This is a genomic window from Adhaeribacter terreus (genome assembly GCF_042657365.1).
Lineage (GTDB): Bacteria > Bacteroidota > Bacteroidia > Cytophagales > Hymenobacteraceae > Adhaeribacter_A > Adhaeribacter_A terreus.
In genome coordinates, this window is record NZ_JBHSKT010000010.1 from 98,371 (window position 1) to 122,689 (window position 24,319).

Sequence of the window (24,319 nt, forward strand, 5' to 3'; positions counted from 1 at the left end):
GTTATTGCCCGTTTTTTTTATGTACTTTTACTCAGCGCTTTCATAGCGTTTTTTGTATTTAAAATTGAACTGACTTTTATGAGTGAAATGGATACCGTTTCTTTCGATACCTTTGACCTGCACGACGATCTTTTAAATGGCATCAACGCCATGGGCTTTAGAAATGCCACGCCCGTGCAGCAGCAAGCCATTCCGGCTATTCTGGAACAAAAAGACCTGATCGCCTGCGCCCAGACCGGAACCGGCAAAACAGGCGCGTATTTAATTCCGCTTTTAGACCGCATTTCCCACGCCGGCCACGACCATACCAGCACGTTAATTTTAGTACCTACCCGCGAACTTGCCAAGCAGATCGACGATCAGGTTGAAGGTCTCTCCTATTTCGTTTCGGCTACCAGCATTGCCATTTACGGCGGCAGCAAAGGCGATAACTGGGACCAACAGAAACGTGCTCTAACGACAGGTGCCGATATTATTATTGCCACGCCTGGTCGCCTTATTGCGCACATGAACATGGGCTACGTAAAGTTCGACCAACTCAATTATCTGGTGCTTGACGAAGCCGATAAAATGCTGGACATGGGCTTTATGGACGACATTATGCGCATTGTGAACGAACTGCCGAAGAACCGCCAGACGCTACTTTTCTCCGCCACCATGCCGCCAAAGATCCGCACGCTGGCCAAAAACATTCTGAACGAACCGGTAGAGATCAGCCTTGCAGTCTCCAAGCCCGCCGAAAACATCGACCAACGCTTCTACTTCACTTACGACAGCCAGAAACTACCTCTGCTGGAAAGCCTGATCAACGGATTGGAAGTTTCGAGCATGATCGTATTCACTTCCCGGAAATCAAATGTAAATTCTATTGTGCGCTCGCTACAGAAACTTGGTTTTACCGCTGAAGGAATTCAATCTGACATTGAGCAGGACGAACGCGAAAAAGTACTTTTAGGCTTCCGGAATAAGAAATACCAGATCCTGGTGGCTACCGATATTATGTCGCGCGGCATCGATATCGATAATATTTCGCACGTAGTGAATTTCGATATGCCGCAGGACGCTGAAGATTACATTCACCGCATCGGCCGCACCGCCCGCGCTGCCGCTACCGGCACCGCGCTAACGTTCGTGAATGAAAAGGACATGTACAAGATCCCGCGCATCGAACGTCTGATCGAGAAAGAAGTACCAAAATTCGACCTGCCCGATTTTTTAGGCAAAGGCCCGGAATATAACCCGAACGCCAAACCGGAAAAACGCGGCGGCCGCGATAAAAAAGGCGGCAAAGGCCGCAACGGCGATCGCAAAGAAAACCGCAGCTCCAAACCACAAGGTGAGCGCAAACCCGCTGCAAAAGCGGAAGGCCAACCAACTGAAACCGGAGAAAACACTATAGTTTCAAGCCTAAAAAGTGCCGAGAACAAAAACCGTAACCGTGATAGGAACCGCGACCGCGACCGCAAACCTAAAGCTGAAGTAGACAATAACCGCCCGATCAAGGCCTTTGTACCGAAACGCGAATCGAAAACGCAGCATGCTGCTGAAGGAAAAGCTTCCTCGGAGAATACGCCTACAGCTGAATAAAACGGTATAGTTTTGAGCTAAAAAAGTAAAGCCCTGCAATTTTGCAGGGCTTTTTGTTTGAACACGATTTTTAGGATTTAAGGGATTGGCAGGAATTTTATATTTCGGCAGAAAAAACGCTATGCTTTCAAGCATAAAAAGTCATATAATGGCTCCTGGCGCAAGTGTTAAGCCAGCAAAAAAAATTACAACAAGCTAATCGCTAACCCAATCCCAAAAAGTAACACAAACAGCAACGTAGAAAGCGAAAGCTGTTTTAGATAAGGATCAAGTTCGGCTGGTTGCTGCTTTTTAGAAACATGAATGCCATTGTAAATAAAGAACGGAAAGCTCAGCACGAACAGAAACTGCCACGGACCGAAGAAACGCCAGAAGACAAAACCAACCGCACAGGCCATTCCGGCAATTAACAAGAACCAATGGTAAACCCGGGCTTTGCGCGCACCTAACCTCACCGGAACGGAATTCTTACCGGCCAGTTTATCCGAAACAATGTCGCGTATGTTGTTTACGTTGAGCACGCCGGTGGCAAAGAAACCGCAGGCGGCGGCTGGTAACAGGTGGCTCGGGCTGAACTCCTGGCTTTGCAGAAAAACGGTACCCATAACGCCCAGCAAACCAAAGAACAGGAACACCGAAATATCGCCTAAACCGGCATAACCGTAAGGTTTCGGGCCATTGGTGTAGGTAATGGCAGCCCAAATTGCGGCTAAACCCAAGGCCAGAAAAAGCAGGAACAAGTAAATTCCTTCACTGCCAAAACTAACCCAAAGCAAGCCCAACCCACTCACCAGCGACAGCAAACTAAAAACCCCAATCCCGGCTTTCATCTGCTTTTTGGAAATATGGCCGGCCTGCACAGCACGTTTCGGACCTTTCCGTTCAGCGTGGTCGGCACCGTGTACGGAATCGCCGTAATCGTTGGCCAGGTTGGAAAGAATCTGCAAAAAAAGCGTGGTTAAAATGCACAAACCCAGCACTTCCGGCCGGAAAGAAATTTGCGTGGCCGCCAGAAAACCGCCCATAAAAATGCTGCTCAACGAAAGCGGCAAAGTGCGCAAACGAAACGCCGAAACCCAGGCTTTCACTTTTCCCGGCGCTTCGGCGTTCATATTCGTATTCATTTGAAAATCGGTAGGCAAAACGAAGGAAAAAGTATTATTGGTGAATGGCTGTCAGCATTTCGTTGCTCATGGGCGTAACTTTGGAATTGAAAAACGCCTGCACTTTGCCGTTCTCATCGATCAGGTATTTGCAGAAATTCCAGTTCGGTTTTTCGTCGGTTACGCCATTCAGTTCTTTGCTGGAAAGGAACTGGTAAAGCGGGTGCATATCGTCGCCGGCCACCGAAATTTTCTCCATTACCGGAAACGTTACGCCGTAATTCTTTTCGCAGAACGCCGCAATTTCCTGGTTCGAACCGGGTTCCTGTCCGCCGAAATTATTGGCCGGAAAACCAAGCACCACTACTTTATCGCCGTGCTTATCGTAAAGCTCCTGCAGCTCTTTGTATTGCGGCGTGTACCCGCATTCCGAAGCTGTGTTCACGATCAGCATTTTGCGACCTTTGTAATTGCTGAGCACAATATCTTCACCCTGCAAAGTCTTGAATTCGAAATCGTAAACCGAATGAGCCGGGTTTTGTGCCTGCTCAAAAGTACCTTCCATTTGTGACATAGTTTTTGATGCTTTGGGTGTTTCTTTCTGCTGACAAGCAATTGCTGTCAGCAATAAAAAACCGATTAAAATTTTCTTCATTTTGAGGTAACTGAATTTCGGAGGAAAGGTTTTATGAAACTTGATTAAACAACTTGAATTCAACATCCATCGGAATTTGGCCTGAATACGATTGCCTTACTTTAATTTGATAATTAAGGTAAGTTTCATATTCATTTACTCTACTCCAAGCTTGAGTTAATTTCTCAATTTTCTTATCCTTTTGAAGTTTATCTTGAATAATATTATCAATTGGAATATGAAAGAATCTGTAGTTTCTAGAAATATTGGGCACTCTATTCTCACCAAAAGCAAATAAATATTTTAGTGACATATTTATCCATTTCTGAGCTTGACCAACCGAAAATCCGAAGCCTAATTCTTCACTATAAATATTGATAAGTTTCTCACATTGAATTTTATGCTACGCATCAAAATCAGCTTGAGTTGAAAATTCTGTATTTAAGAGTTCTTCAATAATTGTCCGAATTAGATTTTTAAATTTTGAATAACTATCTGCTTTTTTCTTTTCTGCTAAACCAGTTTGTGTTCGGTTGAAATCACGATAAGCTCGGTTAATAGCCGCATCTATAAAATCAACTTTGGTAATGAAATACAACCGGATCCAAAATTCTTCAAAATCGGATTTTTCTAAAACTGATTTAATAAAAACGCTATCCTTTTCACCTCAAAAAGTGCGGACAGGTCAAGCCCTGTCCCTACTAAAAATTACATGCGGTCCGGAACCTGAATTCCCAGCAAGCCCATCGCTTTTTTAATGGTTTTAGCAACTTGCTCCGACAAGGCAATTCTAAAGCTGCGTGCCTTTTGATCAGTTTCCTGGAAAATGGAAACTTCGGTGTAGAAACGGTTGTAGGCTTTGGCTAATTCGTAGGCGTATTGCGCGATGATGCTTGGAGCGAACAAATTAGCGGCTTCCTGCACGGTCTTTTCGTAGTAGCTCAGCAGTACAATTACCTCGGTTTCGGTTTCGTGCAAAGAAGGCAAATTGGCGAACGCAGCAGCATCGAAAGCAATGTCCATTTCGGCGGCTTTGCGCAGAATGGCGGCAATACGCGCGTGCGTGTACTGTATAAACGGACCGGTATTTCCCTGGAATTCAATAGATTCTGCCGGATTGAAAAGCATCCGTTTTTTCGGGTCCACTTTCAGCAGGAAATACTTGAGCGCGCCCATCGCCAGTTTGTGGTACAGTTCCTGCGCTTCCATATCAGAGAAACCTTCTATCTTGCCCAGTTCATCGGTTTTCTGGCGCGCCGTTTCGATCATTTCTTCCACCAGTTCGTCGGCATCTACCACGGTTCCTTCCCGGCTTTTCATTTTACCGCTTGGCAGGTCTACCATGCCGTAGCTTAAATGGAAAATGCCGTCGGCGTAGGGTTTGCCTAGTTTTTTCAGGATAGCTTTAAGCACCTGCATGTGGTAGTTCTGCTCATCAGCAATCACGTAAACCGAGGTATCGTAGTTAAATTCCTGGTATTTCAGCTCGGCGGTGCCTAAGTCCTGGGTAATGTAAACCGAAGTGCCGTCGGCGCGCAAAACGAGTTTTTCATCGAGGCCTTCTTCTTTCAGATCGACCCAAACAGAGCCATTCTCTTTTTTGAAGAATACACCTTTTTCCAGGCCTTCATCTACTCGTTCTTTGCCTAATAAGTAGGTTTCCGATTCGTAGAAATATTTATGAAAATCGACGCCGATGTTTTTATAGGTTTCGTCGAAACCCTGGTAAACCCAGGCGTTCATCTGCTTCCACAAAGCCATCACTTCTTCGTCGCCCTGCTCCCATTTTTTGAGCATTTCCTGGGCTTCTTTCATGAGCGGCGCTTCTTTTTTGGCAGTTTCCACGTCCATGCCGTTTTTCACGAGCTCGTCAATTTCCTGCTTGTAGGCTTTATCGAACATCACGTAGTAACGGCCGGCTAAATGGTCGCCTTTAATACCTGCTTGCTCCGGCGTTTCTTCGTTGCCGAAAAGCTGATAAGCCAGCATACTTTTGCAGATGTGAATGCCACGGTCGTTGATCAGGTTTACTTTAGTAACGTGGTTGCCCGCCGCTTCCAGAATTTCCGAAACCGAGTAACCCAGAAAATTATTGCGCAAATGGCCTAAGTGCAGCGGCTTGTTCGTGTTGGGAGAAGAATATTCTACCACGATCTTTTTACCGGTATCGGACAGTTTTTCGTCTGAACTTCCTACCATTTTGCGGAACAAATCCACCCACACGTTCTCGGCAATTTCCAGGTTCAGGAAACCTTTAACCACGTTAAAGCCCGAAACTTCTTTCGCGTTTTCCTTCAGATATTCCCCCAAAGCCTGACCGATCTGCTCCGGACCTTTGCCCGCCTGTTTCGTGAACGGGAAGGTTACAAACGTGAACGTGCCGGCAAATTCCTTGCGGGTTTCCTGCAACACAATAGTAGCCGGATCGATCTGAATGGAAAAGGTCTTATTTAAAGCGTCGGCAATGGCCGTGCGGATATTTTGTTCTAATTGTTTCATTTCGGAAACGGTAGGTAAAATGGAGTTAAAAGTGCAAAGTTAAGAGTTATGAGTTATTTTCTGACTTAAAAAAAGACAAAGCCGAAAGAACCTATGAAACCGTTTCAAAATACGGCCTTATAAGTTCCCTCGGCTTCGCCCGGGATGACGATTTTTTATCATTCCGACGTCAGGAGAGATCTCCGGAGAAAGGTAGTAAAGCCAGAATAAAAGCAACTACTATACTGACGGGATCTCTCCTATCCTCGAGATGACTGCAAATAATAACGAGATAATATTAAGCAGAAACCTTCTCTACTTTACCCAAGCGTTCAACTAAGGAATTCGTAGTTGCTTCCAGAATTTCGAAAGCGTTTTCGGCCATGGTGTTTTCGGTATCTAACGTTGGGTTGATTTCCACCATTTCGAAGCAGCAAACGCGCGGGTCTTTTACCAGACAGGCGCATAATTCTTTGGCTTGTTCTACGGTTAAACCTGTTTCTACCGGCGTGCCAGTGCCTTTAGAGAATTTAGAATCGAGGCTGTCTACGTCAAAGGAAATATAGATCAGGTCGCAGTCTTTGAGACGGGCCAGGGCTTCGTTGGCAATGTTCTCGGCGCCTTTCTGGTTGAATTCGTCGAAATGGTAATTCTTGATGTTATGTTTTTTCATCAGGTAATCTTCCGGCACTTCGTAGGACCGCACCATAATGTAGATCAGATCATCGTAAGAGAATTTCGGGCCTTCAACACCTACCTTTTTTACGGAACGCCAGAAGAATCTGCTTTCAGGATCCAGGTCGTTTATTTTGCAATCTTTATTGTCTTCGTTCAGGGCAATTGCCAGGCTCATGCCGTGCATGTTGCCGGAAGGCGTGGTATATGGCGAATGGATATCGGAATGGGCATCGATCCAGATCACGCCAAGGCGCTTATCGGGGTGGGCTGCTTTAATACCGGCAATGGTTCCTGCGGCGTTGGAATGGTCGGCGGCTAAAACCAGCGGGAACATATTGAACTCAAATGTCTGCGCAATGGTGGAACTGATAGACTTGAGCGTAACGAGAATGGAATCAATGTGCTTGGCAAACGGGAAAAGATTTTTGTCGAACAGCACATGATTATCGTTCGGCACTTCGATGGAGTTGAACCGTTTAAAATAATCGGAACCTGCATCCAGGCAGGCAATTTTCAGGGCATCGATCCCCAGACTTGCGCCGCGCGTTCCGGCGCCTAATTCAGATTTTACTTCAATAATTTTTACATTCTTCATAAAAGGATTAATGGTCCGTTTGCAAATATGCGAAAATAAAGGGAGTTAAACCACCGGAAAACCGCTAACAGTTTATTTCCATCCGTTAGAGGAAATTTGTTTTCAACCACCCCCGAGCACTCTGGTTCAGGCGGGGAGCTTTACCCCAGCCCTGCCCTGCCCTAAAAACAGGGGAGGGAGTTTTCTTATCTTCTATTTGATTTTTTCTGCTTAAAAGCATAGCGTTTCTATCAGCAATGCGTGCGGAAAGGTCAAGCCCTGTCCCTACAAATGCTGCGGGTAAAAGCTCCCCTCCTTTTCAAGGAGGGGTTCGGGGTGGTTATTTCACTCTATCAGATTAAATTCCGCACTTGTTCAAATAAACTTTCTGCTAAAAAAGTCCTCCCCCTACCCCTCCAAAGGTGGACTTTTCCGCAAGAAACCACTCCAAAAACGCCATGCTTTCATTCCCAAAAAGTCAAAACTAAAGCCCAATTCCATTGCCGTCTGCTTCAGCCGACGTTGTTAAACTCCCTCCCCTGTTTTTAGGGCAGTGCCGGAGTGGGATAAATTCCCCGAAACGATAATAATTTTAACTCGTTTTAGAATACTATTTCCTACTTTTGAACCGCAAATTTTTGCCTTAACCAAACCCAGTAAATGGATAAATACATAGATCTGATCAATCAGACGTTCGATTTCCCGACGGAGGAGTTCCGGGTGGAGAATAACGAGCTTTTTTTCAATGAGATCCCCATGATGGAGATCGTGAAGGAATACGGCACGCCGTTGCGCCTCACGTATCTGCCCAAGATCAGTTCCCAGATCCAGAAAGCCAAGCTGCTCTTTAAGGAAAGCATGGAAAAACTGAATTACCAGGGAAGCTATACCTATTGCTACTGCACCAAATCGTCGCACTTTAGTTTTGTGCTGGAAGAGGCCCTGAAGAATAATATTCACATCGAAACATCTTCTTCGTTTGATATTCCGATCATTAGGGCGCTGTACGAAAAAGGCAAAGTAGACAAGAATATTTTTGTGGTTTGCAACGGCTACAAACGCGAGCTTTACCGCAACTACATTACCGAGTTAATTAACGACGGTTTCAGAAACGTAACGCCGGTGCTGGACCATCTGGAAGAGATTGACCATTACATCGAACACGTTACCGAACCTTGTCAGTTAGGAATTCGCGTAGCTTCCGATGAAGAACCGAAATTCCAGTTCTATACCTCGCGGTTGGGCGTGAACTACAACGATGTACTGAAGCTGTATAAAAAGAAGATAAAAGACAACCCGAAGTTCCAGCTGAAAATGCTGCATTACTTCATCAACACGGGTATTAAAGACACGTCGTATTACTGGTCGGAATTAAGCCGCTTTGTGCACAAATACTGCGAGCTGAAAAAGATCTGCCCGGAGCTGGATACGATCGATATTGGCGGCGGTTTCCCGATCAAAACCTCCATCCAGTTCGATTACAACTACCGCTACATGATCGAGGAAATTCTGCGCACCATCCAGCGGATCTGCAAGGAAGAAGAAGTGCCGGAACCAAACATTTTCACCGAATTCGGGATCTATACCGTTGGCGAAAGCGGCGCGCACGTTTACTCCATTCTGGATACCAAACTGCAGAACGACAAGGAGCTTTGGTACATGATCGACGGCTCGTTTATTACCAACCTGCCGGACACCTGGGCCCTGAACCAGCGCTACATTTTAATGGCCATCAACCAGTGGGATAAACCGTACCAGCGCCTCAACCTGGGCGGTCTCACCTGCGACAGCCAGGACTATTACAACTCCGAAATGCACTCGTTCCAGGTGTTCCTGCCGAAGCTGAAAAAAGACGAACCAGAGCCGCTCTACATCGGTTTCTTCCACACGGGCGCCTACCAGGAAAGCTTAAGTGGCTACGGCGGCATCAAGCACTGCCTCATCCCGTCACCGAAACACGTGATCATCGACCGCGAAGAAGACGGGACTTTGAAAACGTGGCTGTTTGCGGAGGAGCAGACCCAGGAATCGATGTTGAAGATCTTGGGGTATACGAAGTAGGCAAAACTGTCATCCTGAACGAGAGTGAAGGATCTTGTTGGCTGGTTGGTACTGAAGTTTATTTGGAAACGCTATACTTTATGTCTGGAAAAGTATAGCGTTTTTTGTTTGTGGGGATTAAATCACGTATTTATTGTTAGATTAAAACCAGCTTAATTCTGTAATTTTGCAGCTTATTAAATGGGAAGCAATTTCAAATGAAGCAAATTATTATACTGTTTTCAATATTCTTTATTTCTATACAATTATATGGACAGGAGACAATTTTTTTCGTTCAAAAAAAACCAAACGGCCAAATAGAAGAGTTTTACGTTCTAAAAAGCGATAAAAACACAAAGCATGGTACTTATGTGAAATATCGAATGGCTTTTGGCAACGTAATTATTCTCGAATCTGGTAATTTTAATAATGGCCAGAAACATGGCGATTGGCAAAGCTTTTATGACTCCAATAAGTACAAAAACAGTTTAAAAGAAAGAGGAACCTATTTTAATGGATCGAGAAATGGGTTATGGTCTACTTTTTACATGGATACTACTTCAAATTTTACTGGTATTGAAAAATATGGTAAAAAGAAAACCGCTGATTCTCTAGCTGTTAATATTGAACAAAAAGCGCTTAAAATTAAACAAGCAGGAATTTTCATCAAGGATAAAAGAGTAGGCGAATGGGTTACTTATAATTTCAATGGTGAACTAATTCAAAAATATAACTTCAATACAATAGAGCTTTTTTATGATAGAGAAATAAAAGATTCATTAGAATACAATAAAACTCGAAAAGCCACATTTCTTGGCGGAAAGAAATTTTTGATAGATTATTTAAATGAGAACATTACCAGAGGGCTTCCTCTTCTAAACCGGAATAATATTCATTTTAAAGTTTCTTTCACGATTGATGAAAATGGAAAAATAACAGACCTTAAAGTTATTGATTCAAATTTATTGGATAAAACGAACAGTAACTTACTAAGTGTTTTTTATAATTTAGATTCAAGTTGGATTGTTGCCCTAGATAATGGGAACAAAGTCAAATATACTTACCAAGCTGAATGGAAGGTTTCTAAAGAAAAAACTACGCATATGGCATACCACTACAAAGATTGGAAAGTAGCTTTTACCTTATCTGATTAATCTTAATTCATTCTCAACAAAGCTATTATAGTTTCGTTATTTTTGTATAAAGTCGCATCTTATGAATATTCAAGCTGAAAAACTGGAGTTAATGAAATTGTTGCTAAATACCGAAAACCCAAAAGTTATTCAGGCAATTAAACGCGTCTTTCAGAAAGAAAAATCAGCTGATTTTTGGCACGAACTAACGCCAGAACAACAGCAGGAAATAAACGAAGCCACAGACGAAATTAACCGCGGCGAAACCACCGATTATGATACGTTTATGGCCAAACATAGACGATGAGCAGAAAAGTAATTCTCTCCAAACGGGCGGAAAAGAAATTAGAACAACTCTTCAGTTACCTCACCGAAAACTGGTCCGAAAAAGTAAAAGCCGATTTCGTAGAAAAGCTCGACAAAATCATCGAAACAATCAGAATTCAACCCGAAAGCTTTCAGGAATCTGAGCAGCAAAAAGGTTTGCACCGGTGCGTAATTACGAAACAAACCACTCTCTTTTACCGCTTCAATTCAAAGCAAATTCAAATCGTTACCATCTTCGACACAAGGCAAAACCCAGCCAAATTGAAGAAAGACTTATAAATTCAACTGTCAAAACGCTACACTTTCCCACCCAAAAAGTATAGCGTTTTTTTATTCCTCCCAAAAATTTCCGAACTTAAGGCTTTACCAAAACCTGCAAAACTATGAAAAACCTAAACTTCAGCATTCAAATCAACGCCCCGAAAGAAAAAGTCTGGGAAACCCTTTGGAACGATGCCACCTACCGTGAATGGACCCATGTTTTCAGCCCCGGTTCCCACGCCGTAACCGATTGGCAGGAAGGCAGCAAAGTGCAGTTTCTGGGCGGCGAAGGCAACAGCGGCATGTACAGCCAGATCCACAAAATGGTGCCCAACCAGGTAATGGAGATCAAACACATCGGCGAAGTAAAAGACGGCGTAGAACAACCCGCTGATCCGGAAACAAGCTGGTACGGCGCCATGGAAAACTACTACCTTACCGAAGGTAACGGCCAAACCGAACTAAAAGTAACCCTCGATACTGAAGAAAGCCACACTGACTATTTTCAGGAAGCTTTCCCGAAAGCGCTGGCGATAGTAAAGGAAATTGCGGAGCGTTAAGGCACTTTAGCTCATAAAAAAGCTAGCGTCAAAACTCATTCAGCAAGGCTGGTAATGGGATTTATCACACCCCGATCAGTCTTGCCCCAAACTCTAAGTTAGCCTGGGTGCTGGTAGAAATTGCAAAACATGCGAGCAGGAAAATAATGTAAATCGCCAGGTATTTTAGTTTTGCGTGTAAACTGAAATACTGTGGTTTCCAATCTGCCGGCCACCCGAAACAAACCAGCGCATATATAAGCAAATGTATAGCCAGCAAAAACCGGCATTCCATTGCCGTTGGAATGGCAATAAAACAGGGTAGTAATATAATGCATAAAACGCCGGCGGCAGGCCAATTCATGCGCTCTATTTTTCTGAACAGCAGAACCGTTAATGCTAAAAAAATTACGGTGTAGTTTAAAAGAACTACTGCCCAGTGAAATTTCCTGAAATTAACAACGTAGGGAGTCGGATACTGGATATCGAGCCCGTTAAAAAGATGCCGCACATAAAGGGCGCAGAAATCGACCGGGTATTTCTTTACCAAATTCAGGTATGCGCCAAACGACTCTATTTCCGTAAGTTTTTCCGCTGATAAAATTGCTAAGCCCGCCGGGTCTGTGAAGAATACTTTGGCGTCCGGGTACCCATCCCCAATATTGGTTTCGTATTTCTGGATCTTCAGGCCCCATTCCAGTTGGGCGAGGTATAGATTCCGTCCCTGATATTTTGTCTGCATAAACGGACTATGTACTCCCAAATGCTGCTGATTGATAAGGAACTGCGGCAATGAAACCAGGCAAAACCCGATCAGAAACGGAAGAAAATGTTTTTGCAAAGAACGAATCCCGTTTCTTCCGCCCGATAAAACCACCAGGCCCAGCATTACCGGCACAACGATTAAATAAACCGGCCTGCCATTAACAGCTGCTCCCAAAAGAAACCCTGCCAGAATAAATTTTAAAAATGACGGCCTTTCAAGGATCAGCAACAAGCTAAAACCCAGGATCAGGGCCGTAGGAAAATCGCTTAAGGGGTAGATAAAATAATGCGACCAAAAGGCCAAACCAATCATGGCTACTAAAAACCGGCGGGCCCAATGCAAGCGTCCGCTATTAGAAACAACTTCCCAAAGCCGGGGCATGACGTAGCCAAAAAGCATAGCACCGGTTAAAGCCCCAATGAGCCGTACATAAATTACCGGCGACAACCCAAGATACATTTCCAGGTAATGCCCTGGTAAATAAAAAAGCGGCAGAAAATACCCCCGGGTTTCGTGGAAATAGTGGACCAGCGAAAACCGGCCATCCTTAAAAAAGAGTTCGCCAAACTCCCAGTATTGTTTGGCATCATAAAAAAAACCCGCGTGCTTTACCGGAAATAAATAGAAAAAAAAAGTAAGGAAGATCAGGAAAATGGAAACTGAATAACTGGTTAAAATGTGGAAAATTAAAGCAATAGGTTTACCCTGAATTAATATCTTCATCCTTTCAGTATCCGCTCGTTTTCTTGAATAGTATCATAAAGGTATCATTTCGCTGCAACATGTTCATGATGAAGCGAAAGAATATCGCTGCTTTAATCACGTCAAGGCTACTTTAATCTAATACCGGCAGTTTATTGAACGCAAAGTCAGAAGTCTAAAAAAGCATTTTAATTTCAGAACAAGTTATCTAGTTTCAACCGGAAACGCTATACTTCCCCACCCAAAAAGTATAGCGTTTTTATTTCAAAGCTTCAGCAATCAATTCACTCAGATCTATCCTATTGCTACGGTGCGGAATGGTGTTGCAGGTTATAATTTCCACACCGGTTTCTTTCAAAGCATCATAAGCATTTCCGGCGAAAATAGCGTGCACCCCGATACAAGTTGCAGGTTTCATACCAGCATTTTTTAAATGGTTTACCGTTTCGATCATGGTGTGGGCTGTGGAAATAATATCGTCTACCAGTACCGGGGTGGGGTCTTTAAACTGCGCCACCTGCGGAACAGAAACCTGCACATTATCATCGCCACGACGAACTTTTTCAAGCACTAAAAACGGCGCCTCCGCTTGCTTCGCCACTTCCGAAACCCACTGTTCACTTTCGCTGTCGGGTCCAATAAGAACCGGTTTGGCAATGTGATTTTTAATATAATTCGCAATTAAACCCGAAGCGTGCAAAACGTTGCACGGAATGGTATAAATGTCGCGCATGGTTTTCCAGCGGTGCAAATGCGGATCGATGGTGATCAGTTCGTCTACCAAACCAGAAAGCAGTTCGGCGAAGCATTTACTCGTTACAACTTCGCCCGGATGAAAAGCTTTGTCCTGCCGCATGTAAGCCAGATACGGCGCTACCAACGTAATTTTTACAGCATGTAAATTCCGTAATTCTTTCGCCAGGAAATAAAGCGGCAGCAGTTTTTTATCGGGTTGGTGAAGCGTGCAAACCATTACAATTTCCTTCCCCGCTACTTCAGACTTTAGCTGCACCAGGCTTTCGCCGTCCGGGAATTTGTGCACCAGCAGTTCACCTTTTTCAGCGCCGGTCAGTTTTACCAGGTTTTCGGATAGCGTTTCGTTTCCGGGAAGGGCAAAGATGAGCTTTTTCATTTGAATGGTTGAATTTGAAAATTGAAAAACTTAAATTCCACTTTATTGCGTCATCACGAGCACAATTGAGCGCGGGATGACCGTCAAAACAAAATCCTGCCCATCCTTAAATCCTTAAAATCGTGTTCAGACAATCCTTCAGCCGATCACAAGCACTTCGTTCAGATTACTTAAGAATTCCTTGGCATATTCTAATTCCCCTTCGGCTTCGGCGTAAAGCGTAAAAAGCACATCGCCAACCTGTATTTCCCGGCCCAGCGGCGACAAAAACAGCATGCCGGCACCTTTGGCTTTGGGCGCACCGGCCAGTTTGGCAATGCGGGCCAATTTGCGGTTGTCTATTTCCAATACTTTACCGAAAACAGTTGAAAGTACCTCGAAAGTAAATTTACCAACTACCGGCTCCCGGAAACCGCCTTGTGCTTTGCAGATCCTGAGAAATTTCTGGTAGGCCTCGCCGCTTAAAAGTATTTCTGAAGCCCTGACTTTTCCCTGCCCCTGCCCTACCGTTCCGGAAATTTCCAGCATTTCGGCAGCCAGCATCACAGCCCTTTCCCGCAGATCTTCCGGCGCATTTTCTTCGTTTCGCAACACGGCCAGCACATCCAGGGCTTCCAGCGCCGGGCCAATCCCGCGCCCCACCGGCTGACTGCCATCGGTAAGTACCACTTTCAGTTTCAGGTTGATGGCAGCTGCCACGGCTTCCATTTTTTGCCGGATGACTTCCGCCTCTTCCGCCGACCGCACTTTAGCCGTTTTGCCCACCGGAATATCGATCACCACGTGCGTGGCGCCGGCCGCTACTTTTTTAGAAAGCACCGAAGCGATCATTTGCCCTTCGCTGTCTACATCCAGCGCTTTTTCTACGGTTATCAGCAAGTCATCGGCGGGACTTAAATGCACGCCGCCGCCCCAGGCCATGCAGCCATTTTCTTTCTGCACCACATATTGCAGTTCCTCCAGCGTAAGATTCGCATTCGTAAACGTAGAGATCACATCGGCGGTGCCGGCGGGCGAAGTGATGGCTTTGGAAGAAGTTTTGGGAATGGTAAGTCCGGCGGCGGCCAGAATACTGACTACAATGGGCGTGGTGCGGTTGCCCGGCAGACCACCTACGCAATGTTTATCGGGTACCATATCTTTGTTCCAGTTCAGGCGTTTCCCACTGAAGATCATGGCTTTGGTAAGACCGGTAATTTCCGGTATGGTTAGATTATTCGCGGAACAGGCGGTAATAAAAGCAGCTACCTCGATGTTGGAATAACGGCCTTTTACAATATCGTGAATGATCTGCTGATAAGCTTCTTCGGCGAGTTCGTTGCCATACATTTTACTGCGCACCAAACCCAGCGAATTTACCGGGTCCAAGTGATCGATGCGGACCAGGTCGCCGTTCTGCACGTTCAGCCGCTTCATAGCGATCTGCGAAAGTCCGGCTTCGTTATGATGGATTAATTCAGAATAAACCACGTTCAGCGTAGCCACAATTTCCACTTCCCGAAACGAAACCACCACCCGCGTAAGCGCCTTAAACCCTTCCGATTTGCAAACCTCGCAATCGGCCCGCAAATAGATCACGTTTTCCAGGTACGTATCGATGCCGATGGCGTGAACTTTTAAAATGTTGGCCGGCCAGGAAGTATGATCGGGATTTATGAAGTCCATTTTATGAGTTTTCAGGTGAAAAAGGATAGCGTTTTTCGCGAAAAAAGTGGTGTCGTTTCAGTCTGTTTTTACTTTCCCCTTGAGGGGATCATAGGGGTGTTAATACGTTATTTGATAAAAATCAGCAGAAGTAATCCTCCCCTACCCCCTCCAAAGGGGGACTTGACCAAATAACGTAAATAACTTTCGGGGGTATAAATTCCCTGTTCACTATGATCTATGGCTCATAGTCCACTATACTGTTGTTTCGGGTTTCTGCTAAATTTTTAAGAATCTGCGCCGGTTTGTGCGCCACAGACCGGGGTGAACTGTTTCCAGGAATTGTAGATACCCGAGGTATCACGTCTTTACGTTATTGCTTCGTTTCCAAAAATCACAAATAAACCTCTTCATATAATTCCGGAATTCTTACATAATAGCCTTTTTCAGTTTCCAGTTTGGTGCGGAAGGCGTCGGCGGCGGTAGGTTCTCCGTGTACGATGAAGGTTTTGCGGGGCTTTTCTTTTAACTCGCTAAGCCAGTTGAGTAAACCGTGCTGGTCAGCATGGGCGGAAAGGCCGTTTATTTGCTCGATGTGCGCTTTTACCAGGTAATATTGACCTTCAATTTTAATATCCGGCGCGCCTTCCAGCAGTTGGCGGCCGCGCGTACCTTCGGCCTGGTAACCAACCATTAAAATCGTGGCGCGGTTATCGGAAAGGTAATGTTTCAGATATTGTAAAACACGGCCGCCGGTGGCCATGCCGCTGCCGGCAATCACAATTTTCGGGTTCCGGTCCTGCACCATTTTCATGCTGTCCTGGTATTTCTCCAGAATTTTAATATCCTTCAGCATTTCCACAGCTTGCGCAGAAGTAAGTTTGTGCCAATCAGTATTCTGCGCGAAAACGGAAAGTACATTCGCTCCCATCGGGCTATCCATGTAAATGGGCAAATGCGGAATGGCGTTTTTTTCTCGAAGCTGCCTGAACAGGTACATCAGAATTTGCGTGCGCTCCACCGCGAAGCTCGGAATAATGATGGTGCCCTGCCGTTTAGCCGCTTTGTTAATCAGTTTGGCCAGATTTTCTTCGGCATTTTTGGGGTGCAGGCGGTCTCCGTACGTAGATTCTATAAATACATAATCGGCACGTTCGGGTTTCTGCGGCGGAAATAAAAGCAGGTCATCGTCGCGGCCAATATCGCCGCTGAAAACCAGCATTTTCTCCCCGATCTGCAACTCAATGAACGTAGCGCCAATAATATGACTGTTATAGCGGAAACGCACTTTTATTTCCGGCGAAATTTCATGCCACTGATCCAGCAGTTTTTCCGTGAAAAAAGGTACCGTTTTAGCAACATCTTCCAGGTCGTAAAGCGGCAAAGCCGGGTGGTGTTTCGAGAAGCCTTTTTCGTTCGCGGCATTGGCGGCTTCTTCCTGAATTTTACCGCTGTCTTCCAGAATAATTTTGGCTACCTGTAAGGTTGGCCCCACACCCCAAATCTCATTTTCGTAACCGGCTTTTACCAGGCGAGGCAAATAACCAACGTGGTCTAAATGCCCGTGCGTGAGCACAACCAGGTCTATCGTTCCCGGATCTACCGGAAATTTTGCCCAGTTCAGTTCCCGCAGTTTTTTAATGCCTTGGAACAAACCGCAATCTATTAATATGGTTTTCCCGAAGGCTTTTACCAGGTATTTGGAGCCCGTAACGGTGCCGGCGGCGCCCAGGAATTTAACGGAAATACGATCCGGATTTTTCATTGCTGAATGAGTTTAAGTTTTTTGCTGAGTTGGATGATAATGAGCGAAGCAAGTACCGCCGAAACCACCGCCAGCCAATCGGTTAATAGCATATCATGTATGGCCAACGCTTCCCGTACCGGACCAAACCAACCTACCAGTATCACCACCGAAACACTAATTAGCAGCGCCAGCCACACGAATTTGTTGCTTACAATTTCGGAACGGAAGAAAAAACGATTGCCCGAACCCATGTTGAAAACGTGCGTGAGTTGCGCAAAAATGAGCGTGTAAAAAAGAATATTATTGTAGCGCCCTTCGTGCCAGTGTTCGGCGGGGTGCAGTACGTAATGGTTCAGGTAAACGGCTCCCAACGCACATAGCGAAATGATTACCGCATAATAAATGATCGCGATCCAGCGCTGCCGGTCAATAATGGGTTCAGTGGCTTTTCGCGGCGGCTGCGTCATAATGCCCGGATTTCCTTCAGTAAAACCCAAAGCCAGCGCCGGCAGCACATCGGTAATTAAATTAATGAAAAGGATCTGTAGCGGCAACAACTGGAAACTAAGGTTCAGTACAGCTACCAACGCGATCAGGAATAATTCACTCAGGTTACAACTCAGCAGAAAGATCACAAATTTGCGGATGTTCTCGAAAATGACGCGGCCCTGTCGAATGGCAACTACAATGGACGTGAATTTATCGTCTTTCAAAACCATATCGGAAACATCCTGGGCTACCTGCGTACCGCGCAAACCCATGGCTACACCAATGTCGGCTTTTTTCAGCGCTGGCGCATCGTTCACGCCGTCGCCGGTCATGGCCACCACGTAGCCGTCTTCCTGCAGCAGCTGTACCAGGTCGAGTTTGTGCTGCGGATTTACGCGGGCAAAAACGTTGGCTTGCGCAAAATGGTGGCGTTCTTCCGGGGTAAATTCGGCAATGGGTTTCAGTTCTTTTCCGGTAACGGCTGCCTTGCCATTTTCATTTATTATCCCGAGTTCCGTCGCAATTTTAGTAGCTGTGGCCGGATGATCGCCGGTTATCATAATTACCCGTATGCCGGCGGAAAGGCATTCTTTTATGGCCGGCAACACTTCCGGCCGCGGTGGATCTACCATACCGATGAGGCCGGAAAAAATGAGATCATCAGTGAGTTTTTCGGGCATTTTGGCTACCGTTTTGTAAGCAGCTGCAATTACCCGCAAACCGGCTTCGGCCATTTTTTCGCCTTCGAGTATCCAGTAACTTTTCTCTTCCAGCGTGAGCGGCAAAACTTCTCCGTGTTTCAGTAAAAACGAACATTCCTCGAGCAATTCTTCCACGGCGCCTTTGGCAAAAACCATTAATTCCGGTTCGGCGCCGTGCAAGGTGGCCATCATTTTGGTTTCGGAAGTAAAGGGTTCTTCGGCAATTTTTGGGTGTTCGCGGCGGGCCAGCACAATGTCGGTTCCGTAGTTGCGGGCAAATTTGAGCAAAGCCACTTCCAGCGGATCACCAACTTCCTGCGCTTCCACACCTTTTTCGCTGATCTCGGCAGTGTTGCAAAGCACCGAAGCATGCTGAATAAAGTTGAAGTTCTCGTTTTCGGCTATCTGTGCGTTTTCGGTTATTTCCCAGGTGCCGGAAGGCGTGGCCAGCAAGGTAACTTCGATCTTGTTTTGGGTGAGTGTGCCGGTTTTGTCGGTGCAGATAATATTGGTGCCGCCTAGTGTTTCTACCGCCGAAAGCTTTTTTACGATCACGTTGTGCTTCGCCATTTGCAGCATGCCACGCGCCAAAGCCAGGGTAGCTACAATGGGTAAACCTTCCGGAATGGCGGCCACGGCCAGAGCAATGCCGGTTTGCAGCATCTCTACAACCGGCTGATCGTTTATGATACCGGCCACAAAGATCAAAGCCACCAGCCCGACAGTTACAAAAATGAGTTTTTTACTGAATTCGGCTAGCTTTTTTTCCAGCGGCGTAGCCATTTGTTTGGCCGACTGCACCAGGTTGGCAATGTGCCCGAGCTGGGTGTTCATGCCGGTATGCGAAACAAGCAAATAAGTATTGCCGCGTGTTACAAAAGTGCCTTTGAAAAGATAATTCAGGCGGTCGCCTAATGGAAGGTCTTGCTGTAAAATGCCTTCATTTTTTTCTACAGGAACCGATTCGCCGGTTAATGCAGCTTCGTCGGCCTGCAGTTTGGATGGCTGAAAAATACGTCCGTCAGCGGGGACCAAGTCGCCGGCTTCCAGGAAAACCACGTCGCCGGGCACGATCTGGCTGGCTTCGTGCTCTGCTAAGATTCCATTGCGCAGAATTTTAGCCGGTACCGCCGAAATTTTTTTCAGCGTTTCCATTGATTTTCCAGCCTGGAATTCCATGATAAACCCCACTACCGTATTGATCACGATCACGACGAGAATGGCCGTAGCGTTGAGGTATTCTTCGAAGAAAAACGATATGCCGGCGGCCACTAAAAGTAAATATACTATGGGGCTTTTAAGCTGGTCCCAGATCAGGCTCCAGATGCTGCGCGCTTCGGTTTCGGTGAGCTGGTTAGCGCCAAATTGCTTTAATCGCGCAGCTACTTCTTCCTCCGACAAGCCATTTTTCAAGTTTGCCTGCAGCATTTCAGCTCCTTCTTCCACCGAGAAAGCGCTCAGATCGGTTCCGGCTTTAAGGGTTTCCATAGGCGAATAAATGCTGGCTTAATTGTCCGGCTTCGTTTCTAACGGTTTCCAGGCGGTTATTTTTTATGCCAATTTGTTCGAGGTATTTCGGGTGCTGCACCAGTTCGTGGCATAAAACAATGTTTCTATCCAGCAATTGCTGCTTTTCGTTTTTGGTGAGCGTGGTCAGGCAGGTAAGCGGGTAAAGTCCTTCGCTCTCGATCAAGTCCTGCAGGTTGCCTTTGCGCGGATAATTCCAGCCGATCAGTTTCAAACCCATACATTCGGCATACTGAATAGCATCGGAAGTGAAACGCGTATTGGAAACTACCCAACCCTGGTGCAGTTTACCTTTGTGGGCCGGCAGCTTTTTCCAGGCAGTTTTAATGTCTTCGAACCGGGCCTGAATGTAAAGCGGAATTTTTACGTTATTTATTGCCGCGTGGTGATTGTGGTATTTGCATTCAACCAGGTAAATATCGTCGCCTTTGCCCGCAATTACGTCCACTTCGTGGTTCACGCAATGGCCCTGCACAATCACGCCCACTTCCACGCTGAATTCCTGGCACCGCAAAACTTCCCCGATAAATTTCTCGAACGGATAACCCGACGGCCCCAATTCCATGATCGCACTTTTGAGCCGGTAGCGCGCAGCCAATGGCCGGGAACTGCCGCGCAGCATTTTAAAAGCCAGTTGGTAGATCTTGCGCGTACTCATGCCTTCGGAAAGTTGCGGCAGCATCTGGTTAACGATCTTTTCCGCAGTAGCTTCCGGCGCCCCGGCTCTTCGCAGCGAGCGGTGCAGTTTTTCAGTCGAAAAGGGTACCATTTCGCCGGAGGCTTTGGTAATGAACGGCAGCTGAAATTCTGTAGAGGCCAAATCAGTGTTCTTTAATTACGAATTATTTCAGGCAATTTTCAGGAAGTTTGAATATGCAACGATAACCGTATCGCTGAACTTAAACTAGTACGCAAGGCATGCTAAAAAAGGTAATTGGTCAGTTTAACTTCCGGAAGGTTGGGGTAGCTTCTAAAACAAATTATCTGGTGCAGGATAAACCTTAAAAACGGGTCGGTCTCCAAAATCCCAGAAGCTGTAAACCAATGAAAAACGCTATGGTTTTAGCCTTAAAAAGTAAAGTGGAATTTCTGAAACGCGCGGGCAACTAAAAAATGCGGAAAGATTTCGGTCAAAGCCGTCATCTTAAGGAAGAAGCCTGCCGTTGTTGTGTGTTTTCACCACAGCCGTCAGGCTAATTACCGGGTCTTCTGTAGAGACGTAATACTTTACGTCTTTCACAACATTGCGAAAAATTATTGGGTCATCCTATCATTTATTAGCTGCATTTATTCCTTAAAACCACCTTTGTGCCCCGAAAGGAGACGTAAAGTATTACGTCTCTACAGGCAAAAATTTTATTAAATTCTCTTTTACTGTTTCGGACATCTGTGTCCGAAACTATACCTGCTGCGGACATCTTTGTCCGCGTGTTTGGATAAAGGGACACAGATGTCCCAAGCAGTTTGCTTCCGGACATAGGTGTCCGGAAGAGCATTTAGAGCATTTAATTTGCAGCTTGAATTAAAAAAATGCGGACAGGCCTCAACCAATCCGCACGAATTTATTACCTAAAAAAATCCGCGAAATCCCTTATTCCTTTAAGAATCCGCGATCAAAAACGCTATGGTTTCAGCCTCAAAAAGTACTTATTCTACCACAAACGGCGTGGGGCTGAAACACAGAACAAAAAACAGTAAAGCCAGCCAGCCCAGAATTTTCCGGCCGGTAGATAAAGGTGTTTCATCGGGGCAAGGCGGATGATGAATGCCCAAAGCCCTGGATAATATCAACCCGAAAACCAGCCAGCCATGATACCCATCCGCATTCGGGAACACAAAACTGAAAGCGAATTGAAATGCCAACACGCCAAAAGCCAACGTAAGCGCCTGCGAAAACCGGGGAACTACTTTCTGAAAAACCAGCGGCAGATAGAAAATGTACAGCAGGCGCAACGAATACGGGTCCGACCAATCCGTTTCCGGCGTTATAATTCCCAGGCCGGCATAACCAATGAACAGCACAAAAATTACAGGTGCAATGCGGTTAAAACGTTCGTAGCCCAGCAAACCATACAACACATGCCCGCCATCGAGCTGCCCGACCGGCAATAAGTTCAGCGCCGTAAAAATAAGCGACAAATAACCCGCCAGCAGAAAAGGATAATGGATCAGTTCGTATTTCGGCGGCAGTAAATTCGGGTCGGCCACAAAATTTTCGAAGAACAGAATAAGCAGATTTTTGCCTAAATAAAGCTGGCCTTCGGTATGCTGGTACACGTGCTGCGCATAATCCAGCCCAAATTGCTGATAATCCGGATGGATCTGGAAAATATATTCAGGCGGCGGCAAATGCGTGTATCCGTAAAAAAGTAACGGCAGCGCCACTACCAAACCCGCCAGCGGACCGGCCACGCCCACATCAAAAAACTCCTTCCGCGAGAAAATACGCTCCTTAATTTTTATAAAAGCGCCCATCGTTCCGATGCTGTTAGTAATGAAGAAAAACATCGGGATGTAATACGGCAGCGTAACGCGGATCTTGTAAAACCGCGCCGTAAAATAATGCCCGAACTCATGCACGGTAAGCACGCCCAGGAACGAAAGCGAAAACATGAAACCCAATTCCCAGTCGGCAACGGAAAAAGTGCCGGAAGGCATAAAACCTTCCCGGCTGAAGAAAAACAGTTTCCCGGTTGCCCACTCGCCCCCGGCCAGCGTGGTGGTAAACAGCGTGAGCAGGAATAGGAAAAGGTGCAAACTATATTGCCGGGCTTTTTTAAACTGCATCCGCAAAAGCCTGGTTTATGGTAAGCGGCGGCGCCAGGTGCAGGGTTTTTATCCCGAGTTTATCGGCAGCTTCTATGTGCTGAATGCTGTCGTCCACGAACAAGGTTTCTTCTTTTTTCAGGTCGTTTTCCTGCAGAATGCGCTCAAAAATAGAAGCGTTCGGCTTGCGGTCGTCCACCAGGTGCGAGTAATAGCATTTATCAAAAAGCTCATCCAGCGCCGGCATATCGTGGTTGTCCTGCACAATTTTATTAAAGGCTATCAGATGAATGGCGTTGGTATTGCTAAGCAGGAAAAGTTTATGGTTTTTGTGCAATTTGCGCAGCAGTGCAATGCGTTCCGCCGGAATATCGAGCAGCAAAGCGTTCCAGGCGTCATCAATTTGCTCATCGGTAGCATCGAGCTGGTAATATTCGCGCACTTTCTCCCGGAAAGCCTCATTGGAAATCCTCCCCGTTTCCAGTTCATCGAACAAAGCAGACTGGGCCTGCTGGTTAAACTCAATGGTTGCGTTCGCTTTAGAAAGTTTTTTAAAGGCGTCGATGGTTTTTTGGTAATCGATATTGATGATCACCCCGCCAAGGTCGAAGATGATATTTTTAATAGTAGCCGGAATCACAGATATTTTTTTTTGATTTGTTGCGAAATTAAGGTTTAATCCGTAGAATTGCACTCCAAATCAGAAAGAACCTTTCTTTTTGACGGGCCTATAGCTCATTCGGTTAGAGCAACTGACTCATAATCAGTAGGTGCTTGGTTCGATTCCAAGTGGGCCCACAAATTAAAAGCCCTTACAGCTGTAAAAGTTGTAAGGGCTTTTTTATTTGTCAGCAAACTGTTTCCAATTTCGTTTAAGTTGGTTTTAGGTCAGCCTGAATAACCTATACCGAGCCGGGCTTAAAGGCTAAACAGCTGCTGGATAATGCTTATAAGATCAGCGTCTGGATTTCTGAAAGTAGTTCTTCGGCCGTAAAAGGTTTTTTAAGAAAGGTATTGGCGCCAAGCAGTAAACTTTTAGCTTCCTGGGCTATTTCATTCTGCATGGTAATAATAATAATGGGAATTGAAAGTTCCGGCAAGTGTTTCCGTATCAATTCAGTGGCTGTATAGCCATCCATTTCCGGCATTTCCACATCCATCAGGATCAAATCGAATTGCCGGGTCTGTAATTTATCCAAAGCCTCTCTCCCATTTCCGGCAATCTCGATATTAAAGCCATTTTCCAGAATTATTTTTTTTAATTAACATCTGATAAAACACATCATCTTCTACCAATAATATTTCCAGTGTTTTCATAGGTTAAATCATTATTGCAAAATGGTGAAGATCGTTTTCAACTTAGATCCTGAAATTTAAAGGGTTAAAGGTAATATGCTAATTTTAAATAGTAAAAATTGCGAACTTTGCTACGGTTTAAATTGTCCGGTTAGCACAAAAAACTTAAACACAGCCACTGCACCTGTTCTTGTT

21 protein-coding genes and 1 tRNA gene are annotated in these 24,319 nt (G+C 45.6%); 7 read left to right on the plus strand and 15 right to left on the minus strand.

Annotated elements, in window-relative coordinates; all coding sequences use genetic code 11:
• The first annotated feature begins 78 nt into the window (after positions 1-78).
• Positions 79-1,587 (plus strand): DEAD/DEAH box helicase, encoded by a 1,509-nt coding sequence (locus ACFPIB_RS15230; RefSeq protein ID WP_378018326.1) that lies wholly within the window; start codon positions 79-81, stop codon positions 1,585-1,587.
• Positions 1,588-1,772: 185 nt separating this feature from the next.
• Here the strand turns inward: ACFPIB_RS15230 and ACFPIB_RS15235 are convergent, their stop codons facing one another.
• From ACFPIB_RS15235 to ACFPIB_RS15260, 6 genes are all read right to left on the minus strand, one after another.
• Positions 1,773-2,711 carry a 1,4-dihydroxy-2-naphthoate polyprenyltransferase gene (locus ACFPIB_RS15235; RefSeq protein WP_378018327.1) on the minus strand — a complete coding sequence of 313 codons (939 nt, stop codon included), beginning with the start codon at positions 2,709-2,711 and terminating at the stop codon, positions 1,773-1,775.
• Positions 2,712-2,745: 34 nt separating this feature from the next.
• Entirely contained in the window at positions 2,746-3,264 is a 519-nt protein-coding gene (locus ACFPIB_RS15240; protein ID WP_378018328.1) for a glutathione peroxidase, read from the minus strand.
• Between the two features lie 112 nt (positions 3,265-3,376).
• Entirely contained in the window at positions 3,377-3,637 is a 261-nt protein-coding gene (locus tag ACFPIB_RS15245; RefSeq protein WP_378018329.1) for a hypothetical protein, read from the minus strand.
• Between the two features lie 90 nt (positions 3,638-3,727).
• Positions 3,728-3,922, minus strand: coding sequence for a hypothetical protein (locus ACFPIB_RS15250; RefSeq protein ID WP_378018330.1), 195 nt, complete (start codon positions 3,920-3,922; stop codon positions 3,728-3,730).
• Positions 3,923-4,032: 110 nt separating this feature from the next.
• Positions 4,033-5,823 carry an arginine--tRNA ligase gene (gene argS, locus ACFPIB_RS15255; protein WP_378018331.1) on the minus strand — a complete coding sequence of 597 codons (1,791 nt, stop codon included), beginning with the start codon at positions 5,821-5,823 and terminating at the stop codon, positions 4,033-4,035.
• 277 nt (positions 5,824-6,100) lie between these two features.
• Positions 6,101-7,075, minus strand: coding sequence for an arginase (locus tag ACFPIB_RS15260; RefSeq protein ID WP_378018332.1), 975 nt, complete (start codon positions 7,073-7,075; stop codon positions 6,101-6,103).
• Between the two features lie 639 nt (positions 7,076-7,714).
• On the opposite strand from ACFPIB_RS15260, the gene ACFPIB_RS15265 reads away from it, so the two are divergent.
• The 5 genes from ACFPIB_RS15265 to ACFPIB_RS15285 all read left to right on the plus strand — a co-directional run bounded on the left by ACFPIB_RS15265 (position 7,715) and on the right by ACFPIB_RS15285 (position 11,375).
• Positions 7,715-9,115 (plus strand): type III PLP-dependent enzyme domain-containing protein, encoded by a 1,401-nt coding sequence (locus tag ACFPIB_RS15265; protein WP_378018333.1) that lies wholly within the window; start codon positions 7,715-7,717, stop codon positions 9,113-9,115.
• A 197-nt stretch (positions 9,116-9,312) separates the two neighbouring features.
• A complete protein-coding gene (locus ACFPIB_RS15270; protein ID WP_378018334.1) occupies positions 9,313-10,248 on the plus strand; it encodes a toxin-antitoxin system YwqK family antitoxin in 936 nt (311 codons plus the stop codon).
• 61 nt (positions 10,249-10,309) lie between these two features.
• On the plus strand, positions 10,310-10,534 hold the full coding sequence (locus tag ACFPIB_RS15275; protein WP_378018335.1) for a hypothetical protein: 225 nt from the start codon (positions 10,310-10,312) through the stop codon (positions 10,532-10,534).
• Positions 10,531-10,833 carry a type II toxin-antitoxin system RelE/ParE family toxin gene (locus ACFPIB_RS15280; RefSeq protein WP_378018336.1) on the plus strand — a complete coding sequence of 101 codons (303 nt, stop codon included), beginning with the start codon at positions 10,531-10,533 and terminating at the stop codon, positions 10,831-10,833. Before ACFPIB_RS15275 ends, ACFPIB_RS15280 begins: the two co-directional genes overlap by 4 nt.
• Positions 10,834-10,937: 104 nt before the next feature.
• A complete protein-coding gene (locus ACFPIB_RS15285) occupies positions 10,938-11,375 on the plus strand; it encodes an SRPBCC domain-containing protein (protein WP_378018337.1) in 438 nt (145 codons plus the stop codon).
• A gap of 64 nt (positions 11,376-11,439) precedes the next feature.
• Here ACFPIB_RS15285 and ACFPIB_RS15290 read toward each other — a convergent pair whose 3' ends face one another.
• The 8 genes from ACFPIB_RS15290 to ACFPIB_RS15325 all read right to left on the minus strand — a co-directional run bounded on the left by ACFPIB_RS15290 (position 11,440) and on the right by ACFPIB_RS15325 (position 23,468).
• Entirely contained in the window at positions 11,440-12,843 is a 1,404-nt protein-coding gene (locus ACFPIB_RS15290; protein WP_378018338.1) for a hypothetical protein, read from the minus strand.
• Positions 12,844-13,081: 238 nt separating this feature from the next.
• Complete coding sequence (locus tag ACFPIB_RS15295) at positions 13,082-13,954, minus strand: ribose-phosphate pyrophosphokinase (protein ID WP_378018339.1); 873 nt, start codon at positions 13,952-13,954, stop codon at positions 13,082-13,084.
• 138 nt (positions 13,955-14,092) lie between these two features.
• Positions 14,093-15,619 carry a thymidine phosphorylase family protein gene (locus tag ACFPIB_RS15300; RefSeq protein ID WP_378018340.1) on the minus strand — a complete coding sequence of 509 codons (1,527 nt, stop codon included), beginning with the start codon at positions 15,617-15,619 and terminating at the stop codon, positions 14,093-14,095.
• A gap of 373 nt (positions 15,620-15,992) precedes the next feature.
• A complete protein-coding gene (locus tag ACFPIB_RS15305) occupies positions 15,993-17,363 on the minus strand; it encodes an MBL fold metallo-hydrolase RNA specificity domain-containing protein (RefSeq protein ID WP_378018341.1) in 1,371 nt (456 codons plus the stop codon).
• Positions 17,360-20,023, minus strand: coding sequence for a cation-translocating P-type ATPase (locus ACFPIB_RS15310; protein ID WP_378018342.1), 2,664 nt, complete (start codon positions 20,021-20,023; stop codon positions 17,360-17,362). The genes ACFPIB_RS15305 and ACFPIB_RS15310 overlap by 4 nt, the downstream gene beginning before the upstream one ends.
• A complete protein-coding gene (locus ACFPIB_RS15315) occupies positions 20,010-20,882 on the minus strand; it encodes a restriction endonuclease (protein WP_378018343.1) in 873 nt (290 codons plus the stop codon). Before ACFPIB_RS15315 ends, ACFPIB_RS15310 begins: the two co-directional genes overlap by 14 nt.
• A gap of 827 nt (positions 20,883-21,709) precedes the next feature.
• Positions 21,710-22,819, minus strand: a complete 1,110-nt coding sequence (locus ACFPIB_RS15320; RefSeq protein ID WP_378018344.1) for a site-2 protease family protein — start codon at positions 22,817-22,819, stop codon at positions 21,710-21,712.
• A 19-nt stretch (positions 22,820-22,838) separates the two neighbouring features.
• Positions 22,839-23,468 (minus strand): HAD family hydrolase, encoded by a 630-nt coding sequence (locus tag ACFPIB_RS15325; protein ID WP_378018345.1) that lies wholly within the window; start codon positions 23,466-23,468, stop codon positions 22,839-22,841.
• An 84-nt stretch (positions 23,469-23,552) separates the two neighbouring features.
• On the opposite strand from ACFPIB_RS15325, the gene ACFPIB_RS15330 reads away from it, so the two are divergent.
• A tRNA-Ile gene (locus tag ACFPIB_RS15330) sits at positions 23,553-23,626 on the plus strand.
• A gap of 149 nt (positions 23,627-23,775) precedes the next feature.
• Here ACFPIB_RS15330 and ACFPIB_RS15335 read toward each other — a convergent pair.
• Positions 23,776-24,081, minus strand: a complete 306-nt coding sequence (locus tag ACFPIB_RS15335) for a response regulator (RefSeq protein WP_378018363.1) — start codon at positions 24,079-24,081, stop codon at positions 23,776-23,778.
• Between the last annotated feature and the right edge of the window lie 238 nt (positions 24,082-24,319).